This is a genomic window from Sphingobacterium sp. 1.A.4 (assembly GCF_002734245.1).
Taxonomy (GTDB): domain Bacteria; phylum Bacteroidota; class Bacteroidia; order Sphingobacteriales; family Sphingobacteriaceae; genus Sphingobacterium; species Sphingobacterium tenebrionis.
Map to the genome: position 1 here is coordinate 1 of NZ_PEAZ01000074.1, position 20,364 is coordinate 20,364.

The window sequence follows — 20,364 nt, forward strand, 5'->3', positions numbered from 1 at the left end:
GCGTAAAGGGAAAGGGGCATATCTGCAAGATGGGGATGGGCCAGGTCAGAAAGGTGCTGTACATGGCGGCAATATCCGCCATCAGGAGCAACACCGCCTGCAGTGAGCTTTATGGGAGGTTGATGGAAAAAGGAAAGCCATACAAGGTCGCAATCATAGCAGTGGTGAACAAACTGATCAAACAGGCATTCGCCATCGCAAAATCTGGAAAGGGCTACATCGCAAAAGCGGCCTAATCAGAATATTATTTGGAGAAAATTTAATTTATTATTTGGATATATACACAGTTCATTGCGAGGCACGAAGCAATCTTTAGTCATGCTTTACCCTGTTCATGTCATGCTTTACCCTGTTCATGTCATGCTGTACTCTGTTCATGTCATGCTGAGCATCGTCGAAGCATCTGTTCGTGGTTCCCATTTACAGATCCTTCGACTTCGCTCAGGATGATATGGGAAGATTGCTTCGTCGTACCTCCTCGCAATGACGCCCAAGATTACTTCCTCGTACCTCCTCGCAATGACGTGCAAAGTTCCTCGCAATGACGTGTAAAGTTTCTCGCAAGGTTAGGCAAAGTTCCTCGCAATAACGTTTCTTTATTCCCCTACAAACTGCCTCAACTGCTCAAATAAAACTTCCTTAGAGCTCGGTCTTTTCGCATCCTTTACCACAATCTCCCCATTTTTAATAATCAAATATCTAGGAATCAACAGGCTTTTCCTTTCCCCCATATTCCTACCAAACATCTCCACCAATTGCTTTTTCAGTGTATCATTAGGACGCATATGATATCCTTCCAGGTTATGGCTTTTGATCATCTCCTTCCAAGTACCATCATCTTCCGGTTTATCAATGGATACATACAGTTTCTCAATATGATGCTTATCTGTAAACTCCTTCAACAAATCATTATATTTAAATTGTTGAACACATGGTCCGCACCAAGTCGCCCAAAAATCTACATAAACCACCTTATCTTTGAAAAACTCCTGAATCTCTTTAATATCATTGATCTTTTCATAAGCGGGAATAAACTTTATTTTCTCTGAAACTTCATGTTTAGCTGAATCTTGTAAGGAAACAAGCGCAGCATAAGCCTCATTCTTTTTTACTGATGTTGATGCATTTCCATTCCACACCATTAACATCGGCAGCAAAATGCCTAGTGATAATACCTTTTTCATAGTTTGTGTATAGATTTTTTTATATCAATTCGAAAATATCCTTAATTCTTAGTTTTAAAACTTTGTAGCTGTTCATATAAACCTTCCTTATTACTCGGTCTTTTTGCATTCATTTGAACAATCTCTCCATTTTTAATGATTAGATAATAAGGAATACCAAAACCTCTCCTTCCCCCAAAATCTTGGGAAAACTTTTCCCGAAGTTGATCCGATAACGCTTTAGATGCCCGCATATGATACCCTTCCAAATTATAGTACTTGATCATTTCCTTCCATTTATTATCCGATTCATCAATATCCACAGATATGTACAGTTTTGTAATCCCATTCTTATCCGCAAATGCTTTTAGACCATCATTATAAGCAAACTCGCTTTTACATGGTCCACACCATGTTGCCCAAAGATCAACATAGACCAATTGATCTTTGAAAAAGGATTCTACCTCACTAAAATTGGTAATCTTATCATAATTATCAACAAATTTTATTTTATCGGAAAAATCCTTTTTGATAGCACTTTGATAATGTTTAATCTTATCGATCTCTGGCATCAAATAAGGTAAAATAGCACTGTTTGGGTATTTTGCCGCCAAGGTTTCATATTTTCCGATCAGAAAGGAATCATAATTTTCCTGTATGATGCCCAATTCAATGCCCTGAGCCATAGCATATTCCTCATTAGCAGGATCAGGAACTAAAAGCGCTAGCTTGTACTCAATCTCCGCATAAGATCCTGTAATTTTTGGAATGGGTTGTTGTTTGTAAGTGTCTATATCAAAATAATATTTCTCAATGCTAGCCCGAGTCTGTAACAGATCAAAAAACGAATTTCGACTTTTGTTCAAAGGATTATTAAAGTCATAATCCTTTACTAAGTTTTTCCAATTGTCTAAGAAATATTTAACTGTTTGTTCTGCCAAAATCACGCTATCTTCGATGAGTTTCAACCTGTAAATCGAATCTTGTAGAACATAACTGTTTACAGAAAGATAGTAAGTATTTATTTCTGCAGTAATACCATCCTTAAATGCACGATCTATCGCTTTTATTTTAAATAAAGAATCCATTTGGTACAATTCTTTATCCCTCTTTCTGTCTACAGCCTCCTGCGCTGAGGCTATACTTTTATATTTTTTGAGATAACCTTCTGCAACACTTTGAAAAAAAGGCCTTTTGTAGGTGTCGTAAAGGTTTTGACCGACTTCATTGGACCCATTTAATAGCAATTCCACTGTTGCATCAGGCTTCATCGTAAAGGTCAACCAAACTTCATCGCCAGGTTTCAGGTATAGTGTTTTTCCATTGCCGGCATGACTAATGCTATAAAATCCAGGAAATTTCACCGTCTTCTTAAAATCCAGCACACCAGCCTTATTGATGCTCGTGTCTATTTTTGCAAGGTAAAAATATTGACCATCGACTGGGGGAATTATACGGACTTCTGGGTCTCCAAGAATATCTGATTTTATATGAATGTTAACTTCCTGGGCGTTTCCCTTTAAAATCAAAAAGGAGAAAACACAGATTAATAGTGATATATAGTTGTTCATGCTGCGGTTTATTAGAGTCTATTGGTTATTATTACTAATATACAGTTTAATTTTTTAATTCATTATCTGCCATTAGTTTTGTCTTACTTAAATCGGTCTGTAAGTGAGGTGTAAGTGAAAAAACACAAAAAGAACCCATCGTTCTATCCAATTGTTTTATTTTTGTAGCCATGAAAAAAATAATCCTTAACAAAGGGAAAGATAAGGCAGCTTGGCAGTTACATCCGTGGATATTCTCTGGAGCGATTGCAAGAGCACTTGGAAGTCCTCAAAATGGAGACATCGTTTCTGTTTTCAACCATGATGATGAATTCATTGCTTATGGGATGTATAATGGCAATTCAAGGGTAGCCGTTCGTTTGTTGGAATGGGATCCTCAACAGGAAATCAATGAGCAGTGGTGGAGGAATAGGGTAGCGCGCGCTGTGAAAAACCGTAAAGGATTATTACAGGAAGACAATAACACCCTAAGATTGATCTTCGCTGAGGCGGATTTTATTCCTGGTCTCATAGCAGATAAATATGGGGATTATATTTCCATTCAGGTGCATGCAGCCGGAACGGAAGTGGTGAAACATATAATTGTTGATGAATTGGTGAAACAATTGTCACCAAAAGGGGTTTATGAACGATCTGATCTAAAGGCGAGGGAACATGAAGGATTGCCGGACCTAAATGGTCTTCTTTATGGTGAGGTTCCACCAACTTTCGTCGATATCTTGGAGAATGGTATCCATTACCAGGTCAATATTGTGGAAGGTCAGAAATCAGGATTTTATTGCGATCAACGGGAGAATAGGGCGATTACTGCCCGATACGCTAAAGGCAAAAAGGTATTGGATTGTTTCTGCTATTCTGGAGGCTTTACCTTGAATGCTTTTCGTGAAGGCGCCGTTTCCGTAACATCGGTAGATAGTTCTGCTCTTGCCATAGAAACCCTGAAAAACAATGTCAGGAAGAATGGTTTTGATGAAAATAAGCATGATGCTGTTCAATCGGATGTCAATAAATATTTGAGGGAACTGGGTGAACAGGGGGAGAAATTCGATCTGATTATTTTAGATCCGCCAAAATATGCTCCATCTCGTTCAACGTTGGATAAAGCTTCCCGAGCGTATAAAGACTTAAATAGAAGGGGTTTGATGTTGTTGAACAGTGGCGGGTTATTGGCAACCTATTCCTGCTCCGGAGCCATGGATATCGACACCTTTAAACAGGTGATCGCCTGGGCTGCGCTGGACGCAGGAAAAGAGATCCAATTTATTTATCAATATTGCCAACCGGAAGACCATCCTGTGAGGGCATCCTTTCCTGAAGGAGAGTATTTGAAGGGATTGTTGGTTAGAGTAGTTTAACACCTACTTCAACAATCCCAACCAAGCTTCTGCCATTAGGTTTGCACCAGCCATAGTGGTGTGAACTCCGTCTGTAGTCCAGTATGCGCCATTATTAGCTTTTAGACCTTTATCAAAAACCTGCTGAAAGGGTAAGAAAACCGCCTTATATTCCTGGGCTACTTCCCTACATGCCTGTTGGTATTTGGTGAAATCTGGGAACCAAGAGTCATTCACATGTTTCACATTATTTACCGCAAATGGTTCACAGATAATTAATTTTACCCCCGGAAGTTCTTTCATGGTCTTATCCAATAACTGCTTATATTGGGCTTTATATTGTTCTGGGGTATTGGATGCTCCGCTATCCTTTGTACGCCAATAATCATTTACCCCGATCATTATACTCAAGATAGTTGGTTTAAGCGCAATAGCGTCTTGGTCCCAACGTCCGATTAGATCAGGAACTCTATTACCGGATATTCCACGATTATAGATTTTAAGATTTTTTGCAGCATGTTTGTTCAACAAGGTGCTGGCAGCCAACATGGCGTAACCATTTCCGAAAGCATTTCCTTCATTGGCATTTCCGTTGTTCCGATTACGTCCGGCATCGGTAATGGAATCTCCCTGGAATAAAATAATATCATTTGGGGAAACTCGAATTTTACCTGCTTTAGCTGAAGAAAAATCCTCCGCTTTGACCAAAGAAGACCCTACTGCGGTTGCAGCAATGCCTAACAAACCTTTTCTTAAAAAGTCTCTTCTGTTATTCATGATGTTTGTGATAGGTTGATATTGTTACAGCAATTTAAGCAAACTAACAGAATTTGACAATGGCTTCCCGGATTATTTTACAGGCTTCCTGAATTTCATCCATAGAAATGGTCAAAGGAGGTGCGATACGTAAGGCCGTTTCACAATGTAAATACCAATCGATAATTATCCCTTTTTCGGCACAATAGTTACTTACTGCATATACCTGATCGAAGTTTTCCAATTGAAGGCACATCATGAGTCCCAAGCCTCGGATTTCCTTGATCTGTGGTATATCCAATTCAGTACGAAATAGATTGGCCTTTTCGTTTACCTGACTTAAAAGGTTTTCCTCTTGAATGACTTTTAGAGAGGCTTTAGCTGCGGCACAACTCACCGGATGTCCACCAAAGGTGGTGATATGACCCAACATGGGATTATCCTTGATCACATCCATCACTTCTTTTGGAGCGATAAAGGCTCCTAAAGGCATTCCTCCACCGATACCTTTCGCCAGCATCAGGATATCTGGAACGATATCAAAATGCTCAAATGCAAACAATTTACCGGTTCTTCCAAAACCCGTTTGGATTTCATCAAAAATCAAAAGAGCGCCCGTTTCATCACATCTTTTTCGTAAGGCCTGCATATATTCTTTTGATGGTACCCGCACGCCCGCTTCGCCTTGAATGGCTTCCACGATGACCGCTGCGGTTCTTTCACTGATCTTTTCAAGATCGGAAAGATCGTTATAATCTATAAAGGAAACCTCCGGCAGTAGGGGAGCATAAGCTGTGCGATACTCCTCATTGCCAATCAGACTTAAAGCGCCTTGGGTGCTGCCATGATACGCTTTTTTGGCGGCAATGATTTCTCTTCTGCCTGTATATTTTTTGGCTACTTTCATGGAACCTTCCACCGCCTCCGCTCCAGAATTGGTGAAATAGACCGAACCATATTTTTTTGGTAACACGTCCAATAGGGCGGTCGCCAATTCCACCTGTGGTGCTTGTACAAATTCACCGTAGACCGTTACATGCATGAATTTTTCCAATTGTTGATGGATGGCGGCCAAAACTTTTGGATGCCTATGTCCGATATTGCTTACGTTGAATCCAGATACCAGATCCATATAGCGCTGTCCATCGGGACCATATAAGTATATGCCTTCTACGCGTTCTACTTCAATCAATCGTGGGGAATTGGATGTTTGGGCTGTATTTTTTAAGAATAACTCTCTATTACTAATCATGGGGATAAAGATACTAAAAAGTAAAAGCTCCTTTGGAGAGGAGCTTTAATCATTTCTATTACGGCTATCAAGTTCTTTGTAGAGTAGCTTGATAAACTCTTGTTCGATGGCGAAAAACTGTGAGGCCCTGGTCTGATCGAGCACCTCTGCAAATTTACCTCGGTATTTCTTTTTTATTTCAACTTCTTTGGCGTCATACTCGATGATATCCTGGCCTCCCCTAAAATTATTTGATCTTGGAGAATTTCCAGCATCTGCTGCACGCTTATTTTTCTGCGATTTAACATCCATGATCTCCTTGGTATATTGATTGTACAAAGGGAAGAAGCGTTGTGCTTCTGCTGGAGTTAATTTCAGTTGTTTGGTGATATAGGCTGATTTTTGTTTCTCGATCGCTTCAAAACGTTCCTGACGAGACTGTCCCTGAGCCACAAAGCAAGCAAACCAAATCAGACAAATCGTTGTAATTACCTGTTTTAAACGAACCATTATAATGTATAATTTAAGTATTCTTTCAAATCTTCAGCATCAATCCCACTTCCAACAGTTGTGGATTCATCCTGAGGTTCATAAATATACTCAGCGAATTCACTAATGTCGGATGCATCACTGTAGCTGGAAAGGTAGTTTAAGATTTCCTCTTCTGGGATCTCATTCAAAGCTAAGGAATTCTCCTTGCTTTCGTTATTAGGATCCGCATTAAAGGTATTAACAGCTACAAAAATACTGACACAAGCTGCAGCAACTGCACTTATCCAAGCATATTTTCTAAAACCACCACCTTGGTTCGCATCTTTTTTGGCGGCAGGCATTTGAATGACTTTCGGTTCATTTACCTGATCCAAGATTGCGTTTTCCAATGTATTGAAGTATCCCGCAGGAACTCCAAAGCCATCTTCACCAACGGTAGCTTTCAGTTTTTCTACGGCAATGCTGGCCATAATACTGTCTTCTGATTCGGCAAAATAGCCTTCAGGAACAGCAAAACCATCTTCTTGTTTCGCAATAGGTAATTCCACTTGGTCTACTTTGGCCATAATTCTATCAGCCAAATTTTCAAAATAACCTTGTGGAACTTCGGTCAATCCATCCTGGAGCTGATTGATTTTCACTTGAGCCATCACCTGATCATCTAGCTTATCAAAGTACCCCTGGGGCACTTGGAAGCCTTCACCCTCCCTTAATCCGTCGATTTTAATGTTGCTGATCAGTTGCGATTCCAATGTATCGAAATAACCTTCAGGTGTGCTGAATCCGGCTGTATCCTTTCCTTTGATTTCTTCCAGTTTTACTTGGAAAAGGATGCGAGATGGAAGTTCATTGAAGTAGTTATCAGGTACAATGAAAGGGTTGACACGCAACGAATTAGGTAAGTTGTTGCTTCCCGTGTTTTCGTGATATGTGTTGTTTTCTTTCATGGTACACTAATAGATGGTTTAGAGGCCAAAAGGTTTAATCGTGAGCGGCAAAAAAGTTCTCTATCTTTTTAACTGCAAGATGGTAGGAGGCTTTTAAAGCCCCAACACTGGTTCCCAATACTTCAGATATCTCTTCATACTTCATATCTTCAAAGTATTTCATGTTAAAAACCAGCCTTTGTTTGTCTGGCAAAGTTAAAATGGCTTGTTGTAATTTCAATTGGGCTTTATCGCCATTGAAATAGGATCCGTCGGCCAAAGAGTCGGATAAGTAAGCAGAGCTTTCATCATCCAATGAAACACTCTGCTTTTGTTTTTTCTTATTCAGAAAAGTAATACATTCATTGGTCGCAATACGATATAACCAAGTATATAATTGCGAGTCTTCCCTGAACTTCTCCAAGTTGCGCCATACCTTAATAAAAATATCCTGTACAACATCGTCAGCGTCGTCATGGTCAATCACCATCCGTCGAACATGCCAATATATTTTTTGCTGATATTTTTTTAGCAATAATCGGAAAGCCTCTTCACGAGTACTTTCGTCAGCGAACTTTGCTATTATCAGAGAATCTTCCATAGAGTATTATTTTCTGCTGATGACCTTACGCACGGCATTTACGATATGCGCTGCGTCTAATCCATATTTTTCCATTAATTGTGCTGGAGTACCTGATTCGCCGAAGCTATCATTTACAGCAACGTATTCTTGTGGAGTTGGAAGGCGCTGAGCCAATAACTGCGCAACACTATCTCCTAATCCACCTAAACGGTTATGTTCTTCGGCTGTTACCACACATCCAGTTTTTGTAACTGATTTTAGGATAGCATCGTCATCCAATGGTTTAATGGTGTGGATATTGATGATTTCAGCACTGATGCCTAATTTCTCCAACTCTTCACCCGCTTGGATAGCTTCCCAAACCAGATGTCCTGTAGCGATGATGGTCACATCCGTTCCTTCATTCAACATCACTGCTTTACCAATCTCGAAAGTTTGATCGGCAGGAGTGAAGTTAGGAACCACAGGACGGCCAAAACGTAAATACGCTGGGCCTTCGTGGTTAACTAACGCTAAAGTAGCTGCTTTTGTTTGGTTAAAATCACAAGGATTGATCACGGTCATTCCTGGCAACATCTTCATCAAACCAATGTCCTCAAGAATTTGGTGGGTTGCACCATCTTCACCTAAGGTCAATCCGGCATGTGAAGCACAGATTTTTACATTTTTACCAGAATAAGCAATAGATTGACGGATCTGGTCATAAACACGTCCGGTAGAGAAATTGGCAAAGGTACCGGTGAAAGGGATTTTACCACCAATGGTCAATCCCGCTGCAATACCCATCATATTTGCCTCTGCGATTCCGATTTGAAAGAAACGCTCTGGGTATGCTTTGATAAAATCGTTCATTTTCAATGAACCGATAAGGTCAGCACAAAGTGCCACTACATTTTCGTTCTGTTTTCCGGCTTCCAGTAATCCAGCGCCAAATCCTGAACGAGTATCTTTAGATTCTGTATAAGTATATTTTTTCATGTTAAGCTGCTTCTAACAATTAATAATCACCAATTGTTCTAGGGATTTGGTTCAATGCCGTCTCCAATTGTTCATCATTTGGAGCAACACCGTGCCATTTGTGTGATCCCATCATGAAATCTACACCTTTACCCATTTCGGTATGTAATAAAATGATCACGGGTTTTCCTTTTCCGGTACGAGATTTTGCTTCGTCCAATCCAGTGATTACCTGTGCCATATCATTACCTTGAGCAACTTCTAACACGTCCCATCCGAAAGCTTCCCATTTAGCGCGTAAATTACCTAATGAAAGTACATCTTCAGTGGAACCATCGATTTGTGCATTGTTATAATCAACTGCAGCGATAATATTATCCATTTTGTTGTGAGGTGCATACATTGCAGCTTCCCAAACTTGACCTTCCTGCAATTCACCATCACCCATTAATACATAAACAAGGCTATTGTCTTTGTTTAATTTCTTGGCTTGAGCTGCACCGATGGCTACAGAAAGCCCTTGACCCAAAGAACCTGACGCTACACGGATACCTGGAAGGTGCTCGTGTGTAGTTGGGTGTCCTTGTAAACGGGAATTGATTTTTCTGAAAGTAGCCAATTCGCTTACTGGAAAGTATCCAGCTCTTGCTAATGTACTGTAGAAAACTGGAGAAATGTGGCCATTTGATAAGAAGAATAAATCTTCGCCTACACCATCCATGTTAAAAGAAGGGTCATGCTTCATAGCATGGAAGTACAATGCCACAAAATAATCAGTACAACCCAAGGAACCTCCTGGATGACCTGATTGACATGCATGTACCATACGAACGATGTCTCTTCTTACTTGTGAAGCAACTTGTTCAAGTTTGTTTATGTCTGCACTCATCTTAATTATAATATTTCGATAATTTGCGGATAAAGTTAATGATTTTTAATGTAGTGCTCCTTATAAACCTGAATTATTATAAGGTAAATGCAAGAGAAAATAATGATTTTTTTGTTTATGTCTTCTTTCTAGGCTAAAGTTTAATTTTATTTCAGTTCTTCGATTTCTTTTAAGGTCAAACCTGTTGCTTCTGAAATAACTTCAGGAGTTACTTCCAATTTTTTAAGTTTTTTGGCGATGGTAGTTTTCGTTTCTTTACTTCCTTCCTTACCACCTTCTAGTCGTTCATATTCTTTAACTATATTAGTATCCCAGATGTTTTTAAGTTTTGTATTGAACATTTCTTTTTCCTCCTTAAGAAATAAATATCCTAATTAATATGATAATTCATAAAAATCTATTGGTAATCAAATTATTAACAAAAAAAAGGATTGCCTTTCGACAATCCTTTTAAGTATTTTTATGATTAAAAAGGTTTACATTGCATTCGCTACCACCTCATTAACTTCGGGAACCATGCGTTTTAATAAACCTTCGATTCCTGCTTTTAAGGTAATGGTTGATGAAGGACATCCGGAACATGAACCGCGAAGTTCAACCGTTACGATACCATCATCAAATGACTTATACGCAATTGCTCCACCATCCTGTTCTACAGCCGGGCGAACATAGTCATGAAGAACCTGTTGGATTTTCACTTCCACTTCCGAACCTTCGAAAACAACCTCTTCAGAATGCTCGATCGGTTTTACCGCTAATTCTGATTCCACCGCACCTTTAACAAATTCTTTCAACAAAGCTTCGATATCAGACCATTCTGCATCATCGGTCTTTGTTATGGTTACGAAATTGCTAGCGAAGAAAACACCATTCACGAAATTGAATTTGAATAATTCTTTTGCAAAAGCAGATTCCTGTGCCTTTTCTCTATCAGGATAATCCAAACTTCCATTGATCAACAATTTGTTGACCAAGAATTTCATGGTCGCAGGATTTGGAGTACTTTCTGTATATACGTTTATTGTTGCCATTATTTCTCTTTCTAAAATATTTAACAAAGATATATCTTTCCACCTCAGTGGTGGTCATGTATTCGTCAAAGCTTATAATTGAACTCCTGTATAATTGCTAGGGGAGATGGCTTTGATTTCAGCTTTAACTTCCTCCGAAACCTGTAAACCTTCCACAAATTCAGCAATTGTCGCTTGGGTTACATGAGTATTTGTTCTGGTCAAGTCTTTCAATGCTTCATAAGGTTTTGGATACCCTTCTCGGCGTAAAATGGTTTGGATAGCCTCGGCTACTACTGCCCAGTTATTCTCCAGGTCCTCTTGAAAAGCAGTCTCATTTAAGATCAGTTTCCGCAAACCGCGCAAAGTAGATTTGATGGCGATCATCGTATGCGCAATTGGCACACCTACATTCCGTAAAACTGTAGAATCCGTTAAGTCGCGTTGTAACCTAGAGATCGGTAATTTTGCTGCTAAGTGTTCAAATACAGCATTTGCCAAGCCAAGATTACCTTCTGCGTTTTCAAAATCTATAGGATTGACTTTATGTGGCATGGCAGAAGAACCGATCTGTCCTGCAGTAATCTTCTGTTTGAAATAATCCATGGAAATATAGGTCCAGATATCTCGGCAAAGGTCGATCAAAATAGTATTGATCCGTTTTAGACCATCACAGCTTGCCGCGAAATTATCATAATGCTCAATCTGTGTCGTAGTCTGCGAGCGATCCAATCCCAATACTTCATTTACGAATTGATTTCCAAAGGTAACCCAGTCCTGATTAGGATAGGCAACATGATGGGCATTGAAATTTCCTGTAGCTCCACCAAATTTGGCTGAAAAAGGAACTTGCTTCAACAATTGGATCTGCTTTTCCAAACGCTCAATGAAAACCTTGATTTCTTTTCCCAAACGAGTAGGGGATGCTGGTTGTCCATGTGTACGGGCAAGCATAGGCACTTTTTCCCAGCTTGATGATAAACCTTTTAGTTCGGTCAATAATTCCTGGATTGCAGGTTGGTAAACCTCTTCTAATGCTGCTTTCCAAGAATAGGGGATAGCTGTATTATTGATGTCCTGAGAAGTTAATCCAAAATGGATAAATTCCAGGGAATCGTTCAATCCAAGTTTCTCAAATTCATTTTTTAAGAAATATTCTACAGCTTTCACATCATGGTTGGTCACCTTTTCGGTGTCCTTGATCCATTGTGCATTTTCCAGATTAAAATTACGGTAAATGTCACGCAGTTTTTCATTGAGGCTTCCGTCAAAATGACTTAACTGAGGGATACCGGAATTGCATAGGGCAATAAAATATTCAACCTCCACCAATACCCGGTATTTGATCAGCGCAAATTCTGAAAAGTAATTCGAAAGATCTTTTGTGTTATTATGGTACCTGCCATCAATAGGCGTAACTGCGGTTAGAGGTGATAATGTCATGAGATAAATTTAATTTGACGCAAAAATAGGGAATTAGGGCCAAAACAACAAAAGCCCGTTATAAACGGGCTTTTGAAGTATTTTTTTGTTGTTCGGATTATTGAACGTTATTAACTGAATCAACAGCTTGGTTAGCAGCTGAATCGATAGCGTTAACAGCTGAATCAGCAGTGTTAGTGATAGAATCAGCAACAGCGTTAGCAGTTGAATCGATAGCGTTAGCAGCTGAATCAGCAGCAGCTTCAGTTTTAGTTTCAGCGTTGTTACAAGAAGCAACAGCTACAGTTAAAGCTAAACCTAAGAATCCGAATTTTAATACATTTTTCATTTTTAATTTTTTATTTAGTTGAAACAAATTTGTTTATTTTATCCTTAATACCAGTAACCTTTAAAAGGTAACCCAAAAAAAATATTTATTTTAAAAGTTTTTCAAATCTGCTGATATACAAGCTATTAATTTGAAGTCTTTTGCTTTGGGCAGCGCAAATATACTACTGTTTTGCTGATTTGCAACAATTAATTATAAATTTTGTTAAAATTTTGTTATTTTTTTAAAAACGATATATGTTCAATAAGATAAAAAACGCGATAAAGCTCTTTAAATCAGTGGATTTGGAGCAATTAGAAAAGATTTCTAAAAAGATAGATTTAGCAGAAGTTTTGGGCTCTGTATCAAAAGTGGACGAGAATCAGCTCAAAATGGCGATGAAAATGTTGACCGGAAACAAGAAAAAAAGAGAAGCGCCGCCCATCAATGCCGATTTTTATGATGTATCTGCAAAGTTATCGGAAGAAGATAGGGCGTTGCAGATGAAAGTTCGCCAGTTTTTGGAAACAGAAATCAAACCTATTGTAAACAGATATTGGTTACATGATGAATTTCCATTCGAAGTTATACCGAAGTTGGCAGAACTTAATGTCTGTGGATATGTCTATGAAGGTTATGGCTGTGCTGGTGGTACTTCGCTCATGGATGGCATCATTGCAAGTGAATTTGGTCGCGTGGATCCATCTATTGCTACATTCTTAGGTGTACAAAGCGGTTTGGCCATGGGATCAATTTATATGTGCGGATCGGAAGAGCAAAAGAATGAATGGCTGCCAGCCATGCAACAATTGAAGAAAATAGGTGCATTTGGATTGACAGAGCCATTGGTAGGGTCTGCTACAGCCGGAGGTTTGACAACCACATGTAGAAGAGAAGGGGATACCTGGATACTGAACGGACAGAAGAAATGGATCGGAAATTCTACTTTTTCCGATATCACCATCATATGGGCTAGGGATCTTGATGACCAACAAGTAAAGGGATTTATAGTGCGCAAGGAAAACCCTGGCTTCTCGGTCGAGAAAATTCGGGATAAGATGGCTTTGCGTATCGTTCAGAATGGATTGATCACCCTGACCGATTGTCGTGTTCCAGAATCAGACCGGATGCCGTTTGCCAATTCCTTTAAGGATACGGCAAAAGTGCTCCAAATGACTCGCGCAGGTGTGGCTTGGATGGCGGTAGGTTGTGCAAGAGGAGCATACGAGAACGCTTTGGATTATACGATCAAAAGAGAACAGTTTGGAAAACCTATTGCCTCATTTCAATTGATCCAGAATCATTTGGTGGAAATGTTATCCAATTTAACGGCCATGCAAACACTGGTTTTCCGATTATCGGAATTACAGGATGACGAAAAACTAAGGGATGAACATGCGTCCTTGGCAAAAGTGTTCTGTACGATGCGGATGCGTGATATTGTATCAAGGGCAAGGGAAGTAATGGGTGGAAATGGTATCCTATTGGAGTATAATGTGGCCAGATTCCTAGCTGATGCCGAGGCGATTTATTCTTATGAAGGAACAAAAGAGATCAATTCCTTAATCGTGGGAAGATCAATCACAGGTTTTAGTGCTTTCGTTTAGTTCGTAAATGATGCGATATCTGTTTTTCGATTTATTTAAAATTATTTTTATTAAATTGGTTTGTTTTCGTGCTCTTTAATTCATCCTATAAACAAACTAAATTATGAAAAGAGAATTAATAATGATATTGACAATGATTTTATGCTTTACCAATCAGGCATTAAGTCAAAAGATTAATGAAGAAAAGGTTTTATCTGATATGCTTGATTCAAAAATTAAATACGAGGAATCCTTGGTTTATGAATTAAATGCAAAGAAGAATGAAAATTTTAATCGAAAATTTACTGTTAAATACCCTAATGGAATTGTTGAAATAAAAAGGGCCTATATGGAGAATGTTAAATTCATACAAAACAATAGGGAGCATTTTGTTCACTTTTTTCAAGACAAAAAATGGAAGGATGACGGATCGCCAATGGCCTACAATTATATTGATCCACTTCTTTCCAATACGGAGAAATTTCTAACAACAAAAACAGCATATTACAAAATTTTTGAAGATTCTCTTTTAAAAAACAGTAATGAATTTCTTCCAGCATATCTATATAAGGTTAAACCTATTTAAAAAATAAATTTCAAAAGCGAAGACTGAAAATTAAAAGTCATAAAAAAAGGCGTTCCAAACGGAACGCCTTTTTAGGTTTTATACCAATAAGTATACTTATTTCTTGTTTTTATTTTGTTGAGCTGCTTGTTGAGCACGCATCATTTCTTCCATTTTAGTTTGGAAAGATGATTTCTTATCAGAAGCTGGTTTCTTTTTCTTCTCTTCGATTTTAGCTAAGATCTTATCATCATTCACAAATTGACGAATCAATACTTGTGTTAAGAAGGTAAGCACTGCGGATAAGAAATAGTAGTAGTTCAAACCTGCAGGGAAGCTGTTCAATACAAAGAAGAAAATCAACGGCATGAAATATCCAATATATTTCATTTGGTTATTTGCTCCAGCGGTAGTTGCATTATTGTACCAAGTCGTCAATAAGGTAGTGATCGTCATCAATACACACATTAGAGAGATATGGTCGATAAATCCGAACAAAGAAGGGAAGGTGATCGGCGCGTCATAGGTAGAAAGGTCTTTCACCCATAGGAAGCTTTCTCCACGTAATTCAAATAAGTTCGGGAAGAAAAAGAAGAAGGCCAAGGTAAATGGCATCTGTAATAACAACGGTAAACATCCACCTAATGGATTAACACCTGCTTGTTTATACAGCTTCATTTGCTCCTGTTGTAATAACATCGGGTTGTCATCACCAACTTTTGCCTTGATCTCATCCAATTGTGGTTTCAACACACGCATCTTACCCATAGATTGGTAAGATTTGTAGGTCAATGGGAACATGATCAATTTCAAGAATAAGGTCAAGATCAGGATCACGATACCATAGTTCATGTTGAACCCATCCAAGAAATCAAAGATCGGAACGGTAATGAACTTATTGATCCAGCTCATTGGTCCCCATCCCATATTGATGATCTTGTCGAATCCGTTTCCTTCAGCTTTTAAGGTTTTGTATTTGTTCGGTCCGAAGAAGAAACTGAAACCATACTGGGAATCAGCAGCAGTTGCTAATGGTAATTCTGCAGTAGCTTGGTAAGTTTTCACATAGCCATCTTCTGTCATAAAAGTAGATTTCAGATTGGCATTGTTCAAGCCTTCTTTGCTGGTCAAAACGGTAGAGAAGAAATGCTGTTTAAAGGCGATCCAGTTCAAGCTTTTTTCCAACTTCTCGTCATCATCACTTGTTTCTGACAGATGGTCTACATCACCTTCTACATCTCTATAATATAACGCTGATTTTTCTCTTTCCGATTTTACGTTCCGTTCTTTCTGTAAAAGGGTGGTCTGCCAGTTCAGCAACATGCTCTGTGATTTCACGTCCATCACATCTTTCATGCCTACCGCTTTTACATCCAATTTCAGGTTGTAATCATTGCCGGCCAAGGTATAGATATAATCAATATACTTGTCGGCAGCATAGTTCAAACGAAGGGTTACCGATTTGGCTTCAGAGCCAGCAACTGTAAAGCCTTGTCCCTGTGGTTGGAAATATAAATCGTTTGTTTTTACCGCTTTCCCTGGAACATTGAATTCCAAACCAAAACGGTTGTTGTCTCCATCAAATAAAACCAATTTAGATCCGTCAAAGTTGGTTTCGCCCTTAAGCTCGACCTTCTTTACGCGACCACCTTTTGAACTCAACTGTACGATCAAACGTTCGTTTTCCAAAACGATGTTTTGTTCTGTTCCAACTGATGAAGCTCCAAAAGGTTGGGTTAATAATACGGAATCAGGAACAGTTGGGGTAGCTTGAGCGATCTTCAACGAATCGGCAAGTGGTTGTTGACCATTCTTTGCACGACTGATGGAATCCTGAAGCTGTTGCTCCTTTTTGATCTCATCCTGGGAGGGCTTCAGAAAATAGAAGGACCCGGCAAGGATGGCAAAAATTAAGATAAATCCTAGAATGTTATTTCTATCCATTGTTTATTGTTTACTATTCACACTTGGCATCCTGCACTAGCTGTTTTTCTTGTGCGCCAAAGCAGCGGCTACAAAGCTAACAAAAAGTGGGTGAGGATTTACAACTGTTGACTTTAATTCTGGGTGAAATTGTCCAGCAACGAAAAAAGGATGGTCTTTCAACTCCACGATTTCCACCAATCCAGACTCTGGATTGAACCCTGAAGCGATCATGCCTGCCTTTTCGTAATCTTTTAGGTATTCGTTGTTGAACTCGTAACGATGACGGTGTCTCTCGGAAATTTTGGTCTTTCCATAGATGCCATATGCTTTTGTTCCTTTTTTGATTTCACAATCATAAGCACCCAAACGCATGGTTCCGCCCATGTTGGTGATGTTTTTCTGCTCTTCCATCAAGTTGATCACCGGATGAGGAGTGCTTTCGTCCATTTCGTAACTGTTCGCCCCCTTCAATCCCAATACGTTTCTTCCAAACTCGATTACGGAACATTGCATTCCCAAACATATACCAAAGAAAGGGATCTTGTTTTCACGAACGTAACGGATGGTTTCCAATTTACCTTCCAATCCGCGTTCGCCGAATCCAGGAGCTACCAAAACACCATCAAGACCTTTCAGTTTTTCAGCTACATTTTCTTGGCTCACGCTTTCTGCAGCGATATATTTTACTTTTACCTTCGTTTCATTGGTTGCACCTGCGTGAATGAATGCTTCCGCGATGGATTTATAGGCATCAGGTAATTCCACATATTTACCCACCAATCCGATGTTTACCTCGTCGGTTGGGTTTTTAAGTCTTCCTAAAAATGCTTTCCAGTTCTCTAAATCCGGTTCATTTTTGGTCGAAAGTTTCAATTTGGCCAATACCGTTTTGTCCAATTGCTCTTTCAGCATATTCAATGGAACATCATATATAGTAGGTGCATCGATGGATTCGATCACCGCATTGATGTTCACATTGCAGAATAAGGCCAATTTCTTGCGGATATCATTATTCAGTTTGTGTTCGGTACGACAAACCAGGATATCCGGTTGAACGCCGTATTCCAATAAGGTCTTTACAGAATGTTGTGTAGGCTTGGTTTTCAACTCACCAGCTGCTGCCAGGTAAGGAACCAAAGTAAGATGTATTACCAGTGAGTCGTTATTGCCCAACTCCCAACGTAATTGTCTTACCGCTTCGATAAATGGTAATGACTCAATATCACCCACAGTACCTCCAAGTTCGGTGATCACGATATCGTATTCACCAGTTTCACCAAGAAGTAACATCCGACGTTTGATTTCGTCGGTGATGTGTGGAACGACCTGCACGGTTTTACCAAGGTAAGCACCGGCACGTTCTTGCTCGATCACATGGCTGTAGATACGGCCAGTAGTAACGTTGTTCGCTTGGGAGGTTGGAACGTTCAGGAACCGCTCGTAGTGACCTAAGTCAAGGTCAGTCTCAGCCCCATCCTCCGTCACATAGCATTCGCCATGTTCGTAGGGATTTAATGTTCCTGGATCGATGTTGATGTACGGGTCAAATTTCTGGATGGTTGCTTTTAAACCACGCGCTTGGAGAAGCTTGGCTAGGGAAGCTGCAATAATACCTTTCCCCAACGACGAAGTTACGCCGCCCGTAACAAAGATGTATTTAGTCATAGCAAAAATGGATTTCTAAAGATTTTCTGACCCTTTTTATGTCGGGTCATCTGCTCTATGTACGGGATACAAAGGTACGAATTTTTTATTATTTTTCACGAGATTTCATTTAACTTTATTTCTCAAATTGTATTTATGGAATATAGAAGAATGGGAAAATCAGGATTGCAATTAAGCGTGCTTTCCTTTGGATCCTGGGTAACTTTTGCCCGGCAAACAGATGATGATATCAATGAGCGACTTATGGCGCAAGCTTATGAGGCAGGGGTCAATTTTTTCGATAATGCAGAAGTATATGCTGCAGGGCAGTCGGAGGAAATGATGGGCAGGGTATTGAAGAAATTAAATTGGGACCGCAGTTCCTATGTGTTGTCCAGTAAAGCTTTTTTTGGCTGGAAAGGGGAGGGCAAGAAACCTAACCAACATGGTTTGAGCCGCAAGCACTTGATGGAAGCCTGTGATGAGGTTTTGCAAAGGTTGCAGACGGAATACTTGGACCTTTATTATTGCCACCGTGCAGACCCAACTGTACCTATTGAGGAGGTGGTGCGTACGATGAATACCTTGATCCAGCAGGGAAAGATTTTCTATTGGGGGACCAGTGAATGGACAGCTGCAGAAATTATGGAAGCACATATGGTGGCCAAGGATCTGGGGCTTGAAGGTCCTGCTGTTGAACAGCCGGAGTATAATCTATTCAATAGAAGAAAGATTGAGGTGGATTATGCGCCTATATTCCGAAATGTGGGTATGGGAACCACCATCTGGAGTCCTTTGGCTTCGGGTATTCTGACCGGTAAATACAATAACGGTATTCCGGAAGGCTCTAGGATGTCTCTGAACGATTATGAATGGCTGAAGGATCGTGCTTTGGTCGAAGAAAAGATCTCTAGGGTGCGGGAATTGGAAAAGTTCGCACAGGAACTGGGCGTTTCCTTACCAAGCCTTTCCATTGCATGGTGCATTTCGAATCCAAATGTAACCACCGCCATATTGGGAGCAACGAAAGTTGATCAATTGACAGAGAATCTGAAAGCTTTGGAGGTGTTGCCTCTAATGACCGAGGAAGTGAAAGAAAAGATCGATGAGATCATGGGCACCAAACCCATTGTGATCAGGAATTAATTGTGATCAGGAGTTAAACGATACTGATCAGGAAATAAAAAATTAGGGCTTCGCAAATGCCAAGCCCTAAAATATCTTTTCTGAAGAAATTTTCTCGATTATCTTTTTGATTTGATACGAGCAGCTTTTCCAGTCAATCCACGAAGATAGAATAACTTCGCACGACGAACTTTACCAATGCTGTTTACTTCAATTTTTTCAATGTTAGGAGAGTTAACAGGGAAAATACGTTCAACACCCACACCGTTTGAGATTTTACGCACGGTAAATGTTGAATTAACACCTTCACTGTTTAACTGAATTACCACACCTTGGTAAACCTGAACACGCTCTTTATTTCCTTCGCGAATTTTATAATGAACGCTGATGGTATCTCCTGCTTTGAAAGCGGGATTTTCATTTTTTACTACCGCTTGTTCTTCTACAAATTTTACTAAATCCATGATTCTGAGTAATTAATAACGATATTTAACCTGTAAAAATCGGAATGCAATATTACAGCTTTATTTTTATATATGGAAATACTTTTTTAAAATATTTTCCTTTTTATTCAATGGATGCAAAAGTAAGGATTTTTATGGCAATTTTTATAGGTAATTTAAAATAATTGGAAGGAGAATTGGAAATTGATCTCCGTTAAAATTAAAAATCAATAAATGAGCTTGTTATAAAAATTTTATAAAAAAGCCTTGACAAGAATAAAAATCCCCGTATATTTGTGCCACACAAAACAAAGGTGATACCTTTTCGGGGTGTAGCGTAGCCCGGTATCGCGCCACATTTGGGATGTGGAGGTCGTAGGTTCGAATCCTGCCACCCCGACTTCACGGGACAA

The 20,364-nt window shown here is 39.4% G+C and carries 20 protein-coding genes, 1 tRNA gene and 1 pseudogene; 6 read left to right on the forward strand and 16 right to left on the reverse strand.

Translation table 11 applies throughout. From position 1 onward, the window contains the following. Nucleotides 1–236, forward strand: a pseudogene (locus CRJ00_RS12480) (IS110 family transposase); the annotation flags it as partial. A 360-nt stretch (nt 237–596) separates the two neighbouring features. On the opposite strand, the gene CRJ00_RS12485 reads toward CRJ00_RS12480, so the two are convergent. Continuing rightward, complete coding sequence (locus tag CRJ00_RS12485; protein WP_099367200.1) at nt 597–1,184, reverse strand: TlpA family protein disulfide reductase; 588 nt, start codon at nt 1,182–1,184, stop codon at nt 597–599. A 41-nt stretch (nt 1,185–1,225) separates the two neighbouring features. Then, nucleotides 1,226–2,734, reverse strand: a complete 1,509-nt coding sequence (locus CRJ00_RS12490) for a TlpA family protein disulfide reductase (protein WP_099367201.1) — start codon at nt 2,732–2,734, stop codon at nt 1,226–1,228. Between the two features lie 170 nt (nt 2,735–2,904). Here CRJ00_RS12490 and CRJ00_RS12495 point away from each other — a divergent pair, with 170 nt between their 5' ends. Continuing rightward, nucleotides 2,905–4,089 (forward strand): class I SAM-dependent rRNA methyltransferase, encoded by a 1,185-nt coding sequence (locus tag CRJ00_RS12495; protein ID WP_099367202.1) that lies wholly within the window; start codon nt 2,905–2,907, stop codon nt 4,087–4,089. A gap of 3 nt (nt 4,090–4,092) precedes the next feature. Here the strand turns inward: CRJ00_RS12495 and CRJ00_RS12500 are convergent, their stop codons facing one another. From CRJ00_RS12500 to CRJ00_RS12550, 11 genes are all read right to left on the reverse strand, one after another. Continuing rightward, a complete protein-coding gene (locus tag CRJ00_RS12500) occupies nt 4,093–4,845 on the reverse strand; it encodes an SGNH/GDSL hydrolase family protein (protein ID WP_099367203.1) in 753 nt (250 codons plus the stop codon). Between the two features lie 43 nt (nt 4,846–4,888). Beyond that, on the reverse strand, nt 4,889–6,076 hold the full coding sequence (locus CRJ00_RS12505) for an aspartate aminotransferase family protein (protein ID WP_180268490.1): 1,188 nt from the start codon (nt 6,074–6,076) through the stop codon (nt 4,889–4,891). Between the two features lie 45 nt (nt 6,077–6,121). After that, the gene (locus tag CRJ00_RS12510; RefSeq protein WP_257213776.1) at nt 6,122–6,565 is read right to left on the reverse strand and encodes a hypothetical protein; all 444 of its coding nucleotides are present in this window, start codon (nt 6,563–6,565) and stop codon (nt 6,122–6,124) included. Continuing rightward, complete coding sequence (locus tag CRJ00_RS12515) at nt 6,565–7,494, reverse strand: hypothetical protein (protein ID WP_099367205.1); 930 nt, start codon at nt 7,492–7,494, stop codon at nt 6,565–6,567. The genes CRJ00_RS12510 and CRJ00_RS12515 overlap by 1 nt, the downstream gene beginning before the upstream one ends. A 34-nt stretch (nt 7,495–7,528) precedes the next feature. Next, the gene (locus CRJ00_RS12520) at nt 7,529–8,074 is read right to left on the reverse strand and encodes an RNA polymerase sigma factor (protein ID WP_099367206.1); all 546 of its coding nucleotides are present in this window, start codon (nt 8,072–8,074) and stop codon (nt 7,529–7,531) included. A gap of 6 nt (nt 8,075–8,080) precedes the next feature. Continuing rightward, a complete protein-coding gene (locus CRJ00_RS12525; RefSeq protein ID WP_099367207.1) occupies nt 8,081–9,034 on the reverse strand; it encodes a transketolase family protein in 954 nt (317 codons plus the stop codon). A gap of 19 nt (nt 9,035–9,053) precedes the next feature. Then, the gene (locus tag CRJ00_RS12530) at nt 9,054–9,902 is read right to left on the reverse strand and encodes a transketolase (protein ID WP_099367208.1); all 849 of its coding nucleotides are present in this window, start codon (nt 9,900–9,902) and stop codon (nt 9,054–9,056) included. A 146-nt stretch (nt 9,903–10,048) separates the two neighbouring features. Beyond that, on the reverse strand, nt 10,049–10,243 hold the full coding sequence (locus tag CRJ00_RS12535; RefSeq protein WP_099367209.1) for a hypothetical protein: 195 nt from the start codon (nt 10,241–10,243) through the stop codon (nt 10,049–10,051). 135 nt (nt 10,244–10,378) lie between these two features. Then, nucleotides 10,379–10,933 carry a NifU family protein gene (locus CRJ00_RS12540; protein WP_099367210.1) on the reverse strand — a complete coding sequence of 185 codons (555 nt, stop codon included), beginning with the start codon at nt 10,931–10,933 and terminating at the stop codon, nt 10,379–10,381. Nucleotides 10,934–11,005: 72 nt separating this feature from the next. Continuing rightward, entirely contained in the window at nt 11,006–12,355 is a 1,350-nt protein-coding gene (purB, locus tag CRJ00_RS12545) for an adenylosuccinate lyase (RefSeq protein ID WP_099367211.1), read from the reverse strand. A 97-nt stretch (nt 12,356–12,452) separates the two neighbouring features. Further along, nucleotides 12,453–12,683: a hypothetical protein gene (locus tag CRJ00_RS12550; RefSeq protein ID WP_099367212.1), complete on the reverse strand. Its 231-nt coding sequence runs from the start codon at nt 12,681–12,683 to the stop codon at nt 12,453–12,455. 236 nt (nt 12,684–12,919) lie between these two features. Here CRJ00_RS12550 and CRJ00_RS12555 point away from each other — a divergent pair, with 236 nt between their 5' ends. Next, nucleotides 12,920–14,269, forward strand: coding sequence for an acyl-CoA dehydrogenase family protein (locus tag CRJ00_RS12555; RefSeq protein WP_099367213.1), 1,350 nt, complete (start codon nt 12,920–12,922; stop codon nt 14,267–14,269). Nucleotides 14,270–14,372: 103 nt separating this feature from the next. Then, nucleotides 14,373–14,834 (forward strand): hypothetical protein, encoded by a 462-nt coding sequence (locus tag CRJ00_RS12560; RefSeq protein ID WP_099367214.1) that lies wholly within the window; start codon nt 14,373–14,375, stop codon nt 14,832–14,834. Between the two features lie 96 nt (nt 14,835–14,930). Here CRJ00_RS12560 and yidC read toward each other — a convergent pair whose 3' ends face one another. Both yidC and CRJ00_RS12570 read right to left on the reverse strand, forming a co-directional pair. Next, the gene (yidC, locus tag CRJ00_RS12565) at nt 14,931–16,757 is read right to left on the reverse strand and encodes a membrane protein insertase YidC (RefSeq protein ID WP_099367215.1); all 1,827 of its coding nucleotides are present in this window, start codon (nt 16,755–16,757) and stop codon (nt 14,931–14,933) included. A gap of 36 nt (nt 16,758–16,793) precedes the next feature. Beyond that, entirely contained in the window at nt 16,794–18,404 is a 1,611-nt protein-coding gene (locus CRJ00_RS12570; RefSeq protein WP_099367216.1) for a CTP synthase, read from the reverse strand. 135 nt (nt 18,405–18,539) lie between these two features. On the opposite strand from CRJ00_RS12570, the gene CRJ00_RS12575 reads away from it, so the two are divergent. Next, nucleotides 18,540–19,529 (forward strand): potassium channel beta subunit family protein, encoded by a 990-nt coding sequence (locus tag CRJ00_RS12575; protein WP_099367217.1) that lies wholly within the window; start codon nt 18,540–18,542, stop codon nt 19,527–19,529. Nucleotides 19,530–19,627: 98 nt separating this feature from the next. On the opposite strand, the gene rplS is transcribed toward CRJ00_RS12575, so the two are convergent. Further along, nucleotides 19,628–19,972, reverse strand: coding sequence for a 50S ribosomal protein L19 (gene rplS, locus CRJ00_RS12580; RefSeq protein WP_099367218.1), 345 nt, complete (start codon nt 19,970–19,972; stop codon nt 19,628–19,630). A 305-nt stretch (nt 19,973–20,277) separates the two neighbouring features. Between rplS and CRJ00_RS12585 the strand changes: the two genes are divergently transcribed. Continuing rightward, nucleotides 20,278–20,351, forward strand: a tRNA-Pro gene (locus CRJ00_RS12585). Nucleotides 20,352–20,364 lie beyond the last annotated feature (13 nt).

Coding starts and splice junctions, on each gene's coding strand:
- rplS (WP_099367218.1), bottom strand. CDS start 19,972: ATGGATTTAGTAAAATTTGTAGAAGAACAAGCGGTAGTAAAAAATGAA.
- CRJ00_RS12510 (WP_257213776.1), bottom strand. CDS start 6,565: ATGGTTCGTTTAAAACAGGTAATTACAACGATTTGTCTGATTTGGTTT.
- CRJ00_RS12575 (WP_099367217.1), top strand. CDS start 18,540: ATGGAATATAGAAGAATGGGAAAATCAGGATTGCAATTAAGCGTGCTT.
- CRJ00_RS12570 (WP_099367216.1), bottom strand. CDS start 18,404: ATGACTAAATACATCTTTGTTACGGGCGGCGTAACTTCGTCGTTGGGG.
- CRJ00_RS12500 (WP_099367203.1), bottom strand. CDS start 4,845: ATGAATAACAGAAGAGACTTTTTAAGAAAAGGTTTGTTAGGCATTGCT.
- CRJ00_RS12490 (WP_099367201.1), bottom strand. CDS start 2,734: ATGAACAACTATATATCACTATTAATCTGTGTTTTCTCCTTTTTGATT.
- CRJ00_RS12560 (WP_099367214.1), top strand. CDS start 14,373: ATGAAAAGAGAATTAATAATGATATTGACAATGATTTTATGCTTTACC.
- CRJ00_RS12540 (WP_099367210.1), bottom strand. CDS start 10,933: ATGGCAACAATAAACGTATATACAGAAAGTACTCCAAATCCTGCGACC.
- CRJ00_RS12520 (WP_099367206.1), bottom strand. CDS start 8,074: ATGGAAGATTCTCTGATAATAGCAAAGTTCGCTGACGAAAGTACTCGT.
- CRJ00_RS12550 (WP_099367212.1), bottom strand. CDS start 12,683: ATGAAAAATGTATTAAAATTCGGATTCTTAGGTTTAGCTTTAACTGTA.
- CRJ00_RS12505 (WP_180268490.1), bottom strand. CDS start 6,076: ATGATTAGTAATAGAGAGTTATTCTTAAAAAATACAGCCCAAACATCC.
- CRJ00_RS12515 (WP_099367205.1), bottom strand. CDS start 7,494: ATGAAAGAAAACAACACATATCACGAAAACACGGGAAGCAACAACTTA.
- CRJ00_RS12535 (WP_099367209.1), bottom strand. CDS start 10,243: ATGTTCAATACAAAACTTAAAAACATCTGGGATACTAATATAGTTAAA.
- CRJ00_RS12530 (WP_099367208.1), bottom strand. CDS start 9,902: ATGAGTGCAGACATAAACAAACTTGAACAAGTTGCTTCACAAGTAAGA.
- CRJ00_RS12485 (WP_099367200.1), bottom strand. CDS start 1,184: ATGAAAAAGGTATTATCACTAGGCATTTTGCTGCCGATGTTAATGGTG.
- purB (WP_099367211.1), bottom strand. CDS start 12,355: ATGACATTATCACCTCTAACCGCAGTTACGCCTATTGATGGCAGGTAC.
- yidC (WP_099367215.1), bottom strand. CDS start 16,757: ATGGATAGAAATAACATTCTAGGATTTATCTTAATTTTTGCCATCCTT.
- CRJ00_RS12495 (WP_099367202.1), top strand. CDS start 2,905: ATGAAAAAAATAATCCTTAACAAAGGGAAAGATAAGGCAGCTTGGCAG.
- CRJ00_RS12555 (WP_099367213.1), top strand. CDS start 12,920: ATGTTCAATAAGATAAAAAACGCGATAAAGCTCTTTAAATCAGTGGAT.
- CRJ00_RS12525 (WP_099367207.1), bottom strand. CDS start 9,034: ATGAAAAAATATACTTATACAGAATCTAAAGATACTCGTTCAGGATTT.